Source organism: Balneola sp., from assembly GCA_002694685.1.
Taxonomy (GTDB): Bacteria; Bacteroidota; Rhodothermia; order Balneolales; family Balneolaceae; genus Gracilimonas.
This window is the reverse complement of record NZMW01000001.1, coordinates 352,325-367,613: the sequence shown is the minus strand read 5'-3', so window position 1 is coordinate 367,613 and position 15,289 is coordinate 352,325. Positions and strand designations below refer to the sequence as shown.

Sequence of the window (15,289 nt, the reverse complement as noted above, 5' to 3'; positions counted from 1 at the left end):
ATAGAGCTCTCATATTTTTTCCACTGCTTATCGCCTTGTTGATCTCTCCTTCTTTATATGCTCAAAATGGTGGTTTTGCTGGAGCATCCAACAGAATTGGCTATAGCGCCCGTGGAATGGCTATGGGGAATGCTATGTCGGCCGTTACAACGGAAGGCGCTTATTCCTACTACAACCCAGCTCAGGCAGCCATGCTTATCGACAAGCGCCAAGCTGATTTCAGTATAGGGGCCCTACAATTTGACCGGATATTTCAGAGCTCAGGAGTTCAATTTAAACTCCCTCCAACGGCTGGCTTATCATTTAATCTGCTTAGAACAGGTGTGCAAGACATCGATGGGCGAACCGTCAGCGGTTACTCAACCGGTTTATTTGATATCAATGAATATCAGCTATCTAGTATTTTTGGAATCCGGCTCAGTAATAAAATGAAAGCAGGAATCGGCCTTAAGTTTAATATGGCTGACTACCATTCTGAATTGGACAACGCAATTGGCGTTGGCTTAGATTTTGGGATATTGTATCATGCAGGAATTCACACCAATATTGCCTTGTCTATCAAAGATTTGTTTGCCAATTATAAATGGAATGCTCAGGACTTATACGGTTTATCACAGGGCCGTGATGTTATAAACAATTTCCCTACCCGATATACCCTCGGCGTTGCTTACCAAAAGAATCAGGTTACCGTTTCAGCTGATTTTGAGATCCAATCCTACACTTCAGAAATTCAAACAACCTCTACTTTTGTGGAAGACGGTGTCCCAACTACTATCACTTCTTCGGAAGAAATTAACACCAGCTCCACCCAATTACGTTTGGGAAGCTCTTGGAGAGCTCATCAGCGGTTTACCCTTCGTGCCGGATGGCAACTACCTGACACTGAGGATTTTGATAGCTGGGCTTTAAGCAGTGGTTTTTCCATTCATCTCCCTTTTGATGTATTTTCACCTTCCATCGATTATGCCTTTGTGATGGAACCGTACCAAATTTCTAACATGCATGTATTTTCACTCCGATTGAATTTATGAAATCAGCATTATTGAGTTTATTTATTGTTTTAAGCAGTGCCACTTTATTAGCACAAGGAAGTGGATTTGAAGTGTTAAGTATTGCACCTACTCCTTACTCATTGTCAAAAGGAGAAGCTACAACTTCCATATCTGACGGGGCGGGTTCTATCTTTTCAAATCCCGCTCTGCTTTCTATGAATGAAAGTTCTTCCATCGACCTAGGCTATTCGTTCTGGATTGCAAATATCACTAATATTTTTGGAGGCGTGAATTTTAAAAACGATCGTCAGGCTATCGCATTTTCGTTTTATAGTTCAGGGGCGGATGACTACGAATCCAGAAATAACCCTGGACCTCCAACCGGAGAGTTCTCAATTCAATACATCTCCATAGCAGCTGCCTATTCGTATGATTTCGAATATTTTGCTTTAGGAGGGGCTGTTCAGTATTTGAACGAAGAAAATTTCACTTACCGGGCCAATGGTTATGCTTTCAATCTTGGTATTGCCAGTGAATTTTTAGAAGAAAGGGTTCGTACTGGAGCTTCTGTTTCTAATCTTGGAGAAATGCAAAACCTCAATATCGACGCCACTCCGCTTCCAACCAATTTCAAAGTCGGAACCTCGGTAGATGTTATCAACTTCAGCCCTCCCAAGAATAGTGACTTACCGATCCTCTTTACCGCATATGCCGATTATGTCTATCCTTTGGTTGAAACCGAGGACAAAGATTATGCTGATTATACAGTTCCGGGGTCATATTTCAATCTTGGGGTTTCGTTCACTGTTGCTGAAGTTTTACAGCTCAGCGGAGGCTATAAGACTCAAAATAACGTCCGACCTGTTTCTTTTGGCGCAGCGTTCTCGACTAGTGAGGTGACATTTAATTATGCGCTCATTCCTTTCAATACAGGCTACGGAACAGTACATTCCATCGGGATTCAGTACAAATTTTAAAGAAGGACTTTTATGGAGTCTACATCTCTTGATGAGATATATGCATCAATTAATAACGATGCGCACACGATTTATGTGGTACCCTTGATTCGATATTCGCACAAAAAGTCTGATTATTTATATCTCCTATATAAAGATCTGATTGAAGGTGACGAGTATGATATTAAGTCAATCAGTGTTTTCAACCATTTTAAGTTGGTTGCAGGCATTGTTGCTAACCGAAATGCTATTCTTCACTATCACTGGTTTGAATTTCAGGATCTTAAGTCCTTGCTGGGGATGCCTTGGAAAATAGCCTGTATATGGCTCTTTAAGATGCTTGGAGGCAAGATTGTTTGGACTTTGCATAATGAATTTCCACACGATCAGCGCTATTTACCACTTCATAAGTATCTGCATAAGAAGATGGCCAGATGGGCCAACGTGCTTCATGTTCATTGCCAGAAAGCAATAACTTTAATGAGTAAGAATCTTGAAGCTCCCAAAGATAAGTTTCAATTGGTTCCCCATCCTGAATTCCCGGCAAAACCAATCGACCGTTCTGAAGCCAGAGACCATCTCAATAAAAACTATGAATGTGAACTAACTCAAGACATACCGCTACTATTGATGTTTGGTAATATCAGCCGCTACAAACAGTTAGAGCACACAGCTGATTTAGTCATGGGTTTAGAAAAGGAATGTAGATTGCTGATAGTGGGACCGGTTAAAAAAGGAAATATTTCCTTATATGAAGAACTTCAAAAGAAACAAAAGCAAAGCAACCGGATACAACTTATACCCCAGTTTATAGAAGAGGATCGTGTACCTTGGTTTTATAGCGCTGCTGATATCTGCGTTTTTAACTACCGGGAAATTTTATCCTCCGGCGGATATCACATGGCAAAAGCATACAACAAACACATCATTGCCCCCGACCTTGGATGCCTATCCGAAGAAGGAAACAAAACCAATGTGCAGCTTTTTAATAAACCGGAAGAACTGAAATCATTACTCACTCAGCAAATAGACTCAATTATTAATGGCCAGGCTTAAAGAAAAAGCATTTTGGATTGCTGTTGGTGATGTTGCCGGACGGGGACTTTCATTTCTTACGTCTATTTATCTGGCTCGAACCCTTGGCTCAGAGTTTTATGGGCTAATTACGGTTGCTATATCTATTCTTGGTTATGCTACCTGGGTTTCAGACATGGCCTTAATAAGTATTGGAACTCGGGAAACAGCGAAGGAGCCTTCAAAAAGGATTTTCAGAGTTCTGGAAATATTCAGGATGAAATTGGTCCTCGGTATCGTTGTACTGATTATTTCTACCATTGTGGTCTCCACTGTAAATGCAGGAGAAATTGAAAAACAGGTCATTTTAGGGTACCTGTACTCCATTATTCCTTATATAGCTTTAATGGAATGGTTCTATTCCGGTAAGCAAGAGTTTGGTAAAATCGCCCTTTCTAAAGTTCTAAACGGCTTAGCTTACTTTCTTTTGGTCTATTTCATGGTTGAATCTGTTGAAGATGTCACACTGGTTCCTGTTTTATATACAGCCGGCATTGCTGTAGCAGCCTTAACCCTTGGCACCTTTGCCATTAAGGATAAGCCATTTTCTCTCCCTTCCCGTGGGGTTCAGGTATATTCTGATCTCCTTAAAACAAGTTCTATTCTGGGTCTTGGGAAATTCTTTGCCCAGATTGTTCACCTTTTACCGCCTATCCTCATCGGTGGCATTATGTCGCTTAAAGCAGCCGGATTATATGGAGCGGCTTTCCGAATTGTCATCATAGCCATGATGATTGACCGTGTTTTTGTGAATTTACTTCTACCCAACCTTTCTTCGCTTTGGAGCATAGACCGCGTAATGGCTACTAAAAGGATTGAGGCTGTATTTCGCTTAGTCGCAGCGGGAGGAGCACTGATTGCTATGATTACTGCCATCGGCGCTGAGCAAATCATTCAGATTCTTTATGGTGCACAATACGCTGAGAGTGTTATTCTATTGCAAATCTTATCTATTCTAATTGCGGCTACTTTTATTAACAGTCTTTTTTCTTTTGGTTTGATTGCCACCAATAGAGACAAAGAATACTTCTTAGCCACCTGCTTTGGAGGAACCATTTCAGCGATTCTGATATTCAGTTTTGCGGCTTTCGGAGATTCATTGAAGGTGGCAATATCAGTATCTGCGGCTGAAGTCATCATCACATTATTCACTTATTTCTGGTTTAGGAAAGTAGTTCCCCTAAATTATCTTAAACCTTTATTGATTTGCTATCCGGTGGCAATTTTGCTGTTCTTCGTGTTTACAATGAGTCCGCTTATGCCGCTGCTAAATGCACTGATTGCATCCATTATCTTTGTAGCAGTAACCATTAAGTTCGGGATTTTTAGCCGGGAACAATACGACTGGGCAATGGAGAAAATATCAGGATGAGAAGGCGTTTATGCATAGCGATCCAAAAACGTACTCCTGATTGGGATGCTGTCCTGAATTACCTTGGAGTCTGGTTTGAACAGGTTGATTACAGCAAGTCCTTAGCTCAAAACTATAGCGTAATAATCCTAAATGATCAGCCTGAATCTGATCAAGTTGAATTATTGAAAGTCTATCTCAATAACTCCGGAAGCATTCTTGAGATCGAAGACAACCTGATATTCACCAAAAAGAGCGATACCAAAAATTCATCGGTTCAAACCCTAACCCGAAATACTCGACATAAAAGCTTTGAACATATTTCATTTGTTGATCTTTTTGAAAATGTGAGGTTACATAACGATTCAGAGCTATTTGAAGGCCTGATTCATTTTCAGAAACAAAAAAAGGGTGCTATCGGCTTTTTTGGAGCTAATTTAGCATCTCTGACTCAACAGTCAGGATACATGCGCAAGCGGTTTTACAGTTCTGCCGGCGAAAATCCTGACGAGATTGTAAGTAAAGTTTCCAAACATGAATTGCTTGAACTTTTTGCTGCCACGTTAAAAGAGCTTCATTACCATCAGGGACTCCCCTTTATATCTAAATGGACTTCACCCACAGAGAAACCGGTATTTGGCTTTCGAGTTGACAGTGATTTTGGAGATCAAAAATCCATTCATGACTTATACGATGTATTGAAGAGACACGATATAGCCGGAACCTGGTTTCTTCACGTTGAAGCGCATGAAGAATGGCTTAATCACTTTAAGGAAATGGAAAAGCAGGAAATTGCCCTCCACGGTTATGAACACGGCACTTCCTCCTCATATCATAAAACAGTAAGGAATATTGAAATCGGGGAAGAAAAGCTAGAAGAAGCAGGAATTAACATTGATGGATTTTGTGCCCCTTATGGAATTTGGAATGAGGCTTTAGAAAAATCATTAAGTGAAAAATCTTTCGTCTACAGTTCTGAATTTACTTTGGCGTATGATGGCTATCCTGTTGAACCTGCCAATGAGAATCTACCCCTTCAGATTCCAATTCATCCTATTTGTACAGGAAGTTTGAATCGCAGAAGATATTCCTATTCAGATATGGAAGTCTATTTCGAACAAGTCCTCAATCAAAAGCTAGGTAGATTCGAACCAGTATTTTTTTATCACCACCCCTTGCAGCCGGGTTTGGATGTTATTGATGCTATTCTGAAAAAAGTCAGTTCCCTCCCTTTTGAGAACTTAACCTTCTCTGAATACGCCGGTTTCTGGAAACGAAGGAAAGAGTTTAAATTTGAGGCTTGGTCAAATGACGGTATGCTTGAAATCCAAAGTGACTCACAACAGAATGTGTTACTTCAGGTTTCAACCTCTATGGATGGCTTTGATTTGACTGATGACACTGGGAGTAACATTGACCTTCCAAAAACACCAAAATTTAAGTATTCGAACTCCTATCTTCTTGAATCTGAACAGGTTCATAAGCTGAGAAATAAAGATCTCAGACTTTTGAAGACATCACTTTTAGATTGGAAAAACAGGATTAAGCTATGAAAGTGGGTTATATAGCGCCAATGAGTATTGCAGCCGTAAACGGAGGACTCCGAACGCAAGCCCTACAAACTATTCACCATATTCAGAAATATGATGTAGAACCCGTTCTTCTTTCTCCCTGGGATGAACTAGAATCAAAATCTATCGATTTGGTTCATGTTTTTGGGGCTTCCATAGAAAATGTAGGTATTGTTGATCAGTTACATGCTCAAAACATTCCAATCGTACTTTCTCCCGTTTTCTTTTCTAATCGAAATGCAGCAGTGATAAAACGATTTCTAAAACTTGAGCAGCTTAGCGATACCATATCTGGTGCTGTGCGGTCTGATTTTAGCATTAAAGCCGAGCTATGTGATAAAGCGAACATAATACTGCCAAACACTTCTGAAGAGGCTCAGCTTATACAAGAGGGCTTTTCAATACCTTCTAGTAAACTCAACGTAGTTCCCAACGGAGTCGAAACCTTTTTCACGGAATCAAAACCTGATCTGTTTGTAGAAAAATATGGCTTGAAAGACTTTGTACTTTTTGTGGGTCAAGCGGGAGCAAAACGGAAAAATGTAATCAAACTTTTGGAAGCTGCCTCTAAGGTTGACGCTCAGATAGTGATTATTGGCTCATTCTATAAAGATGAATATAGCAGGAGATGTTTAGATCTAGCCCAAAAAGCCGGCAATGTTACATTGATTGAGACTTTGGATCATAACTCAGAATTATTAGCCTCGGCTTATGCAGCAAGTAAAGTTTTTGTACTCCCCTCCCAATTCGAGACTCCGGGAATTGCAGCCATGGAAGCAGCTTTAGCGGGATCACAGATTGTTATCACCCAAAAAGGCGGAACTAAAGATTATTTTGAGGGCTTTGCTGAGTTTATTAATCCCGATTCAACTGACTCTATTTTGAATGGAATACAGAAAGCTCTAAAGAAGAAATCCTCAGAGAATTTAAAAGATCATATTCTTTCTAATTTTACATGGACTAAAGTAGCTGAGCAAACTTCAGATCAGTATAAAAAGGTATTGGCATGAAGAAAGTTTTAATCGCATTTGGCACTCGACCTGAAGTCATCAAGCTGGCACCTGTAATAAAGGAACTGAAGGGAAATTTTGAATTAACAGTCTTGCATTCCGGACAGCATAAAGAATTGGTTAATCCCATGCTTTCCTTGTTTCGGATTGAACCGGATATAAACCTGAATATCATGCAGCCGGGGCAGGATTTATTTGAGCTGACCCAGAGACTTCTTCCTAAACTAAAAGATACGCTGCAGGAGGCAGAGCCTGATTATGTTATTGTTCAGGGCGATACGACGACTTCTTACTTAACCGCCTTAGCAGCTTTTTATAAGCGGATACCTGTTCTCCATGTCGAAGCAGGTTTGCGAAGCCACAATCCATACAATCCTTTTCCTGAAGAGATGAACCGCAAGCAGATTTCACATCTTGCACATCACCATTTCGCTCCAACTCAGCTTAACCAAAAGAATTTATTGGATGAGGGAATTTCTTCTGAACAGATTACTGTCACAGGAAATACGGTAATTGATGCCATGGAGTTCATTCAGAGTTCCAAAGAATATGATACTGCACAACCTGATATTCTCTCAAAGATCCACTCTCAGGACAAGCTATTGGTTCTAACAGCTCACCGACGGGAAAATCACGGTAAGCCCTTATTGGATATTTTTAAAGCGGTAAATCACCTTTTAGAAAGCCACCAAAATTTAAAGGTAATCTTCCCGGCTCATCCCAATCCAAATATAGAGAAAGCTCTTTTGGAATCCGGAGTTCAAAATGAGAGGCTCTTACAAACTTCCCCTTTTGACTATCTTTCTTTTCTGCATGTACTCGATAGAGCCGATGTTATTTTAAGCGATTCAGGAGGAATACAGGAAGAAGCTTCTGCTCTGGGAAAACATGTACTTGTGCTAAGAAATGAAACGGAAAGGCAAGAACTTATTGATTCCGGTTTGGGAACATTGGTTGGTACAGAATTTGAGAGAATAGTTTCTGAAGTCAATGATCAGCTTGTTTCAAATTCTAGTCAAGATAAATCATCTATTTTTGGAGATGGAAAAGCAGCTGAAAAGATTCGTGAAGTACTTTTAAATCAGCTGTAGTCCTGAAATTTATCTACCCCTTCAGGACCGTAATCATCCGTGAAAAACTGTATTGCTCCAATTACTATTCCCTTCAGCATAAAAATGGTAAATACGGCCATTAGCCCATACTCTTGAAATGCCAGGATAAGTATCAGATAGACAAAGAAAAGAATAAACTTACCTCGATTTTGGCGGATTGTTTTGCGATCAAATCGGGGGATTTTGTCAAATGGAAGTGTACTGACCATCAGAAATGAAATAACTACAATAATGGGAATGAGCGCTGAGTTCACCCCGTTTTCAAGGAATGAAAAGATCTCGAGTGAATCTCTAAAAGTCAGGAAGAAAGCCCCTAAAATAATAGCCTGAGCCGGAATTGGGAGCCCAATAAAAAAGTCTTTAGTAGGTTGAAGTCGTGCGTTTACATTAAATCGCGCCAATCTAACTGCTCCACAAAGAGGCGGTAAAGCGCTCACGATAATACCAACAAAACCCAGCTCATGAAGAGACCAGGTGTACATCAAAAAGCCAGGTGCTACCCCAAAGGAAACCATATCACTGATGGAATCGAGTTCAATACCGAAATCGCTGGTAGCATCTGCTAAACGGGCCATCAACCCATCAAAAACATCAAATAATCCAGCTAGAGCGATAAGCCAAGCAGCTCTTACAAATTCTCCGTCAGAGATGGAAATGATTGCCAAAAAGCCACTGAACAAGTTCATAAGGGTAAAGAAACTTGGAACAGCAATTTTCCTGTTTACCGGTGGTTTACTTTCTTTACGCCTTTTCTGGCGCTCCTTAAAAGAGTGATATTTTTTTTGAATGGGATATTTCATCAGTTGATTACTCCAATCACAGATTCGCCGGCTACAGTGGTATCTCCGGGTTGTACTTTCACTTCTACATTCTCTGGAACAACAACATCCATTCGTGAGCCGAATTTCATAATCCCAAAACGTTCTCCAGCTTTAAGTGTATCGCCTTCATTGATATTATATACAATGCGACGTGCTAAAAATCCGGTTATTTGTCGGAAAAATATCTTTGTATTTGAGGGGTGAAGTACTCCAAAATCTGCACGTTCGTTAAGCTCGGAGGCATGTTCAGTCCATGCCATTAAATATTCACCGGGATGATATTTCAAGTACTCCAGTGAGCCAGAAACTGGATTTCGGTTCACATGTACATTCAAAGGCGACAGAAAAATACTAATCTGAGTTGCTTTGCCTTTCAAATAAACACCCTCCTCTATCTCTTTCACAAAAACAACTTTTCCATCGGCAGGTGAAATTACCAGATTCTCTCCTTCTGGAATTGTTCTGTCGGGATCTCTGAAAAAGTAAATAATCAATCCAGACAGTGAAGCCATTACAGCATAAATTAAATATGCGAACCAATGATCGAGAAAATAAAACGCGAAACCACAAACCAATGCAGAAATGATGAGAATAAAAGCAATTGTGGAATAACCGTCGCGTGCGAGCATATTAGAGTCCGAAATATCTGAATGCGTCATTAAACATAACAAAAATGAAAAGTCCAACCATAATGAAGAACCCTATTTGCTGAGCAACCATACGTACTTTTTCTGAGGGTTCACGTCTGGTGACTCCTTCATAAATTAAGAATACGAGATGCCCACCATCTAATGCCGGAATTGGAAGAATGTTCAAAATAGCGAGGGTGATACTAAGTAAAGCCGTGATATTCCAAAAGCCGATCCACCCGGCCTGATCTGTAGCCTCGCGGGTAATACTGGCAATTGCAATAGGCCCACCTAAGTTTTGAGATACTGAAATATCACCTGTAATCATTCGCGTAAATCCTTGGATAATACCAACCGTTTGCTCTACTGTTTGATTATATCCTTCCTCTAAAGATTCCAAAAATCCGTAATCAATACGCTCAAATCCTAAAGTTTGGGGATTTGGTGAAGCAATTCCAATGGTTTTGGTTTCCTGATCTGGAGTGATGGAAGCATAGAAAAGAGAATCTTCCCTTTGTACTCCGAATGTAACTGCTGTATCTGCATTTTGAATGATTTCCACCAGCTGAATCCAATATTTTACCGGTTCACCATCAGCTGAAACAATTCGATCTCCTGCTTTTAAACCTGCATCAGCTGCAGGGCGGCCGGCAGGGACTGATGAAACCGAACTTGGAAGTATATAAGAAGGATCTAAAAAACCGCGGGTTTGAATGCTATCTAAGTAATTTGGAGAAACTGATACATTAACCTCTCCTCCATTTCTAAGTACAGTATAATTTAAATCACTTGAAGTAAGCTCGGATGCAGAAACTAGTTCGTTGAAATACTGAACCCGCTGGTTGTTAACCCCAACAATCTTATCGCCGGTTTGGAAGCCGATTTCATATAAAATGGATGTTTCCGGCACATAAATACCGTCAGTTTCCTCTATAGGAAGAACGGCTTTACCTTGCGAGAAAGTAAGTCCAAAATAGATAAAGAAAGCCAGAATCATATTAAATATTACACCGGCAGTTATAGTTACAATCCTTTGCCAAACCGGTTTGCTTCGGTACTCCCATTCTTCGGGTTCTTTATCCAAATGCTCGGTATCCATGCTTTCGTCAATCATACCGGTAATCTTCACATAACCTCCCAAAGGAGTGGCACCGATACAATAGTCAGTATCTCCTTTTTGGAAACCCCAAATTCGTGGAGGGAAACCAATTGAAAAACGTTCTACTCGCATACCAAAAAACTTTGCAGCAAGGTAATGCCCCAACTCATGTATAAAAACGAGGATCATCAAAGCCCCGCCAAAAATCAGAATTGTGTTTAATAAGTTTAAAAACCAGTCCATATAATTATTTAATTGAAGCCGCGTAAATGCGCGTCTCTTTGTCTATTTCTTTTAGCGTCTCTACGTTCAAACTATCGCTTGATTCTATTTTAGCCAAACTTTTTTCTACAATTTTAGAAATTGAAATATAACCAATTTCTTTGTTCAAAAAGCGGTCTACAGCTACTTCATTAGCCGCATTTAAAACGGCCGGAGCATAATCACTTTCTTTAAGACTATCCATTGCTAACTTCACACAGGGAAACCGTTCAAAATCAACGGGTTCAAAAGTAAGATTCTGTGCTTCCTGCCAGTTCATTCTTGGGGTTTCCAGGTCCAATCTTTCCGGATAACTTAGTGCATAAATAATGGGTACTTTCATGTCCGGCAAACCAAGCTGGGCTTTACTTGAACCATCTATAAAAGTTACCATAGAATGAATAATACTTTGAGGATGAACAACAGGCTCTATCTTCTCAACAGGAATATCAAAAAGCCAATGCGCTTCAATAATTTCAAGTCCTTTATTCATCATGGTAGATGAATCGATCGTAATCTTTGCACCCATGTTCCAGTTAGGGTGATTCAAGGCCTGTTCAACCGTCACCTCTTCCATCTGTTTTTTGCTAAACTCACGAAAAGGTCCACCGCTGGCAGTGATTATGATCTTCTCAATATCATCCATAGACTCCCCAACAAGGCACTGCAACATAGCACTGTGTTCAGAATCGACCGGAATAAGTTTGGCATCTGTTTTTTGAAGCTCTTGATTAATCAGCGCCCCACCTACTACCAGTGACTCTTTATTGGCAAGTGCTACCTTTTTTCCTGACCGAATGGCTTCAAGAGTAGATTCAAAACCGGCAAAACCAACCAAACTGTTCAAGATAATATCGGCTTCATCCAAGGTAGCTATGGATGGCAAGTTTTCTGATCCGGAAATAATCTCAACTCCGGAAACCGTTGCTTTTAAATCGTCGAGATGGTCTTCATTGCTAATTGCTGCAAAGCTTGGAGTGAATTCTTTTACCTGTTGAGCCAGTAACTCCCAATTTGAATGAGCAGTAAGTGCAATTACTTCAAATTTGTCCGGATGCTGGCGTACAATGTCAAGTGCTTGTGTACCAATGGATCCCGTTGATCCAAGAATAGCCAATTTTTGTTTATTCAAAATCTATCTTGATTTAGTTCTTCCTCAAATTAAGAAATGATTATTCAAAACCCCATTTCTTTTGCCACTTCATACATTTGTGCATGGGCAATAACTGTTTCTTCCAACGTCGGTGCATATCCACCAGAAAGTAATAGAACCAAAGGGTAATTTTTTTGTGTGATGGTTTCTATAACAATACGCTCTCGCTCTCGAAGTCCCTTTAGTGTTAGCGAAAGTCTTCCAAAGTGATCGGTAGCAAGCGGATCTATTCCGCCTAAATAGTAAACAAGGTCAGGCTCGAAATCATTGAGAATAGAGTCAAGCGCTGCAATTAGTGATTTGTGATATTCACTATCCTCCGTTTTATCAGGAAGGCCAATATCCAAATCAGATGGTGGTTTCTTAAATGGATAGTTCTTAGCTCCATGAATTGAAAATGTAAATACACTAGGATCATCTGCAAATATATAAGCAGTTCCATTCCCTTGATGGACATCACAATCAATCACCATTACCTTGTTTACCCACTTAGATTGTTGAAGTACTTTTATAGCAACTGCAACATCATTGAATACACAAAAACCTTCTCCCAGATCAGGCATAGCGTGGTGTGTTCCGCCGGCAAGATTACCTGCTATTCCATCTTGCAATGCCATCAGACCTGCATTGAGGGTTCCCTGAACAGCTAATCTAGATCGTACAGCTAACGATTGAGTCCATGGCAAACCCATTCGCCGCTCTTCCTTTCGATCAAGTGTGCCGTTCAGTATTGCCTTCACATATCTTTGAGTGTGAGCTGTGATAAGATTAGACTGGTCTGCCATTGAAGGTTCAACAATCTCTGACTCTGACAGTATTCTTTTGTTCAAAAGATAAGAGTGAAGCCCTTTGAATTTCTTCATTGGGAAAATATGTTCATCAGGAATAGTAGCGTAATATCCGGGACTGTAACTGACTCTCAATGTAAATTAACTGCTTTTGTTAGTTTAGCTTTATGATTCCCATCATTCGTCCGCTTTGTTCTTTTTGACGACGGTATGAATAAAAATTTTCATTACTGATGGTGCAGGAAGCATCTATTTCAATATTCTGTTCATTAATACCTTCATTTAATAGCTGGTATTTGATGAATGCTTTCAAATCAACATGAGGTTTTGCATAATTCGTTCTATCTACAAACTGATCCGGAAACTCAGAAGCAACCTCCTCTCCCACTTCAAAGTTCTCAAGTGATATACACGGGCTTACAAAGACCTTTATAGATTCAGACTCTGCGCCCAAACTTTTCATTTTTGAAATAGTCTCAGGGACAATTCCACCCGCTGCTCCTCTCCATCCAGCATGTGCTGCACCAATTACTTCGTTCTTATCATCACCAAATAGAATAGCGGCACAATCAGCAACCTGTATTGCTAAGGCTAAACCCGGAGTGTTAGATACAAATCCATCGGTATCCTCAAAGACACCTCCTTTACTTATCTCTCTCACATCTGTCTTATGCACCTGAACGGCATAAGCTATTTTATCAGGTTCAACATCAATCTGATTGATCAGGGATTGCCTGTTACTTAAAACAACTGAGGCTTTTTCTGAAGTATTAAGTCCTAAATTAAGACCGCGAATGCTGCTCTTTTCCTGTACCAAGTCCTGATTTCGAAGTGTAAACCAGCTCGATATCTGTTCAGTGTTCAACAGTTTGGGTTTTATGAAATCAATGTGGGAAGACATCATCCAGCTTCATTTTTATAAGTCCTAAAGGGAATTCCTGTCCGGTCCACATTTTAAATGATTTTGCTCCCTGATAAATCAACATATCTAATCCCCCGATTGGAATACCATCCACATCTTCCGCTTGTTTCAGGAATTTAGTTTCTCTGGGATTGTAAACAGCATCATAGCAAATTTTACCCGCAAGGACTTCAGCTTCATGATCTTTAACTGGCGAAGCATCAGTATTCGGTACCATTCCAAGCGGAGTCGCATTTATGATAATCGCTGAATCTTCTGCGTAGGCAGACCAGTTCTCATAATTGCACATAACGATATCAGATCTTTCATCATACTGCCCCGGCCGCCTTGAAACCATTACAATTTCTTCAATACCCATTTCACGAAGTGCATAACAAATAGCTTTAGTCGCACCTCCGGTTCCAAAAATAATTGCTCGTTCTCCGGCTAGTTCATCTTCATATTCCTCAATGGGAACTCTGAAACCATACTCATCCGTATTTTCTCCGACAATTTTACCATCTCTTTTCACAATGGTGTTAATGGCACCAATCTGAGCTGCTTCCATACCAAGAGTATCCATCGCATCATATAAAGTCTCTTTGTAGGGAATGGTAATATTGGCTCCAAGAAACTCAAGCCTGTTAAAGTGAGCGATAAGGGTAGAAATCTCACTGTTCCGTACGCCCACGGCGTGATAGCTCGCCTTTAAACCATGATGATCTAAGGCTGTATTGTGCATCAATGGTGAGACACTGTGATTTATGGGACTGCCAATAAGCAAATAGTGCGGCTGTCGGCTTGATTCGGATGCTAAAAACTCGCTGAAATCCATAGGCTCTTAAATTTGGACAAAAAAAATGCGCATCCTAAAGATGCGCATCAAGTAATGTGTATAAAATAATGAAATACCTTATGCGGTTACTTCTTCTTCCTCGGTCTCTTCTGTTGATTCAATTGGAGTTTCCTTGAAAGTTCCGCCTTCAGCTAATTCCTTAAATTTCTCAAGGTCTTTCTTAAGCTGTGCAGGAGAATCTTCAATGAAAGAAGCCAATTCTTCTTCAGGATCGCCGAAAAATGTGCGGTAATCCAAAGAAAATTCAACGCGTGTTCGTTCACCATTGTCAAGTGGAGTGAAACGGATTGTTCCGGTTTGGTTTAGATTGCCATTAATAGTAATCCAAGCAAAACGGGTGTTACGAAGATTATCGATTAGATTAGTAGTCCACTTATATTCTTCTCCACCAATGTCAGTTTTGAACTCAAAAGTCTGAGAATTAATTTTCTCAACTAAATCAATGCGGTCCAAAAATTTTGGGAACTCAACAGGGTTACTTAAGAGCTCGTATACTTTGGCAAGAGGTAGATCAATTTCGATTCGTTCGTGCGCCATAATTTATTGCTTCGTAGTTATGATCGTTAGAATTGTATTCTTTTGATGAACTGGGTGTCATGGAAAAAGGCAGGACTCATCCAGATTGCTCTAAATTTACGGATAAAAAGATTAAGCCTCAATGACCATTGGCTATAAAAAAAGAAATAGGCGTAAAGTTTTAAAAAAAAATGTTACT

Annotated in this window: 15 protein-coding genes; 7 read left to right on the top strand and 8 right to left on the bottom strand. The window is 40.1% G+C overall.

Annotation, left to right across the window (positions count from 1 at the left end):
• The first annotated feature begins 41 nt into the window (after window positions 1–41).
• Genes CL667_01510 through CL667_01480 form a run of 7 tightly spaced genes read left to right on the top strand, consistent with a single transcriptional unit; the run spans window position 42 to window position 8,045 of the window.
• Entirely contained in the window at window positions 42–1,031 is a 990-nt protein-coding gene (locus CL667_01510) for a hypothetical protein (GenBank protein ID MAL16360.1), read from the top strand.
• Window positions 1,028–1,969: a hypothetical protein gene (locus CL667_01505; protein ID MAL16359.1), complete on the top strand. Its 942-nt coding sequence runs from the start codon at window positions 1,028–1,030 to the stop codon at window positions 1,967–1,969. The genes CL667_01510 and CL667_01505 overlap by 4 nt, the downstream gene beginning before the upstream one ends.
• Before the next feature lie 12 nt (window positions 1,970–1,981).
• Window positions 1,982–3,004, top strand: coding sequence for a hypothetical protein (locus CL667_01500; protein ID MAL16358.1), 1,023 nt, complete (start codon window positions 1,982–1,984; stop codon window positions 3,002–3,004).
• Entirely contained in the window at window positions 2,991–4,394 is a 1,404-nt protein-coding gene (locus CL667_01495; GenBank protein MAL16357.1) for a hypothetical protein, read from the top strand. Before CL667_01500 ends, CL667_01495 begins: the two co-directional genes overlap by 14 nt.
• Window positions 4,391–5,926, top strand: a complete 1,536-nt coding sequence (locus CL667_01490; GenBank protein MAL16356.1) for a hypothetical protein — start codon at window positions 4,391–4,393, stop codon at window positions 5,924–5,926. Before CL667_01495 ends, CL667_01490 begins: the two co-directional genes overlap by 4 nt.
• Window positions 5,923–6,954 (top strand): hypothetical protein, encoded by a 1,032-nt coding sequence (locus tag CL667_01485; protein ID MAL16355.1) that lies wholly within the window; start codon window positions 5,923–5,925, stop codon window positions 6,952–6,954. The genes CL667_01490 and CL667_01485 overlap by 4 nt, the downstream gene beginning before the upstream one ends.
• Window positions 6,951–8,045 (top strand): UDP-N-acetylglucosamine 2-epimerase (non-hydrolyzing), encoded by a 1,095-nt coding sequence (locus CL667_01480; GenBank protein ID MAL16354.1) that lies wholly within the window; start codon window positions 6,951–6,953, stop codon window positions 8,043–8,045. Before CL667_01485 ends, CL667_01480 begins: the two co-directional genes overlap by 4 nt.
• Here CL667_01480 and pssA read toward each other — a convergent pair.
• From pssA to CL667_01440, 8 genes are all read right to left on the bottom strand, one after another.
• Window positions 8,036–8,866: a CDP-diacylglycerol--serine O-phosphatidyltransferase gene (pssA, locus tag CL667_01475; protein MAL16353.1), complete on the bottom strand. Its 831-nt coding sequence runs from the start codon at window positions 8,864–8,866 to the stop codon at window positions 8,036–8,038. The genes CL667_01480 and pssA overlap by 10 nt on opposite strands.
• Window positions 8,866–9,516, bottom strand: a complete 651-nt coding sequence (locus CL667_01470; GenBank protein MAL16352.1) for a phosphatidylserine decarboxylase family protein — start codon at window positions 9,514–9,516, stop codon at window positions 8,866–8,868. Before CL667_01470 ends, pssA begins: the two co-directional genes overlap by 1 nt.
• Before the next feature lies 1 nt (window position 9,517).
• A complete protein-coding gene (gene rseP, locus CL667_01465) occupies window positions 9,518–10,858 on the bottom strand; it encodes an RIP metalloprotease RseP (GenBank protein ID MAL16351.1) in 1,341 nt (446 codons plus the stop codon).
• A 4-nt stretch (window positions 10,859–10,862) separates the two neighbouring features.
• Window positions 10,863–12,008 (bottom strand): 1-deoxy-D-xylulose-5-phosphate reductoisomerase, encoded by a 1,146-nt coding sequence (locus tag CL667_01460; protein ID MAL16350.1) that lies wholly within the window; start codon window positions 12,006–12,008, stop codon window positions 10,863–10,865.
• Window positions 12,009–12,052: 44 nt separating this feature from the next.
• Window positions 12,053–12,952: a hypothetical protein gene (locus CL667_01455; GenBank protein MAL16349.1), complete on the bottom strand. Its 900-nt coding sequence runs from the start codon at window positions 12,950–12,952 to the stop codon at window positions 12,053–12,055.
• Window positions 12,953–12,971: 19 nt separating this feature from the next.
• Window positions 12,972–13,721, bottom strand: a complete 750-nt coding sequence (locus tag CL667_01450; GenBank protein MAL16348.1) for a polyphenol oxidoreductase — start codon at window positions 13,719–13,721, stop codon at window positions 12,972–12,974.
• Window positions 13,702–14,553 carry a shikimate dehydrogenase gene (gene aroE, locus CL667_01445; protein ID MAL16347.1) on the bottom strand — a complete coding sequence of 284 codons (852 nt, stop codon included), beginning with the start codon at window positions 14,551–14,553 and terminating at the stop codon, window positions 13,702–13,704. The genes CL667_01450 and aroE overlap by 20 nt, the downstream gene beginning before the upstream one ends.
• Before the next feature lie 78 nt (window positions 14,554–14,631).
• Entirely contained in the window at window positions 14,632–15,111 is a 480-nt protein-coding gene (locus tag CL667_01440) for a hypothetical protein (protein MAL16346.1), read from the bottom strand.
• Window positions 15,112–15,289 lie beyond the last annotated feature (178 nt).

Excerpts from the sequence above, each read along its gene's own strand:
- pssA (MAL16353.1), bottom strand. The coding sequence starts at position 8,866 with ATGAAATATCCCATTCAAAAAAAATATCACTCTTTTAAGGAGCGCCAG.
- CL667_01450 (MAL16348.1), bottom strand. The coding sequence starts at position 13,721 with ATGATGTCTTCCCACATTGATTTCATAAAACCCAAACTGTTGAACACT.
- CL667_01485 (MAL16355.1), top strand. The coding sequence starts at position 5,923 with ATGAAAGTGGGTTATATAGCGCCAATGAGTATTGCAGCCGTAAACGGA.
- CL667_01490 (MAL16356.1), top strand. The coding sequence starts at position 4,391 with ATGAGAAGGCGTTTATGCATAGCGATCCAAAAACGTACTCCTGATTGG.
- CL667_01500 (MAL16358.1), top strand. The coding sequence starts at position 1,982 with ATGGAGTCTACATCTCTTGATGAGATATATGCATCAATTAATAACGAT.
- CL667_01495 (MAL16357.1), top strand. The coding sequence starts at position 2,991 with ATGGCCAGGCTTAAAGAAAAAGCATTTTGGATTGCTGTTGGTGATGTT.
- CL667_01480 (MAL16354.1), top strand. The coding sequence starts at position 6,951 with ATGAAGAAAGTTTTAATCGCATTTGGCACTCGACCTGAAGTCATCAAG.
- CL667_01505 (MAL16359.1), top strand. The coding sequence starts at position 1,028 with ATGAAATCAGCATTATTGAGTTTATTTATTGTTTTAAGCAGTGCCACT.
- rseP (MAL16351.1), bottom strand. The coding sequence starts at position 10,858 with ATGGACTGGTTTTTAAACTTATTAAACACAATTCTGATTTTTGGCGGG.
- CL667_01470 (MAL16352.1), bottom strand. The coding sequence starts at position 9,516 with ATGCTCGCACGCGACGGTTATTCCACAATTGCTTTTATTCTCATCATT.
- aroE (MAL16347.1), bottom strand. The coding sequence starts at position 14,553 with ATGGATTTCAGCGAGTTTTTAGCATCCGAATCAAGCCGACAGCCGCAC.
- CL667_01440 (MAL16346.1), bottom strand. The coding sequence starts at position 15,111 with ATGGCGCACGAACGAATCGAAATTGATCTACCTCTTGCCAAAGTATAC.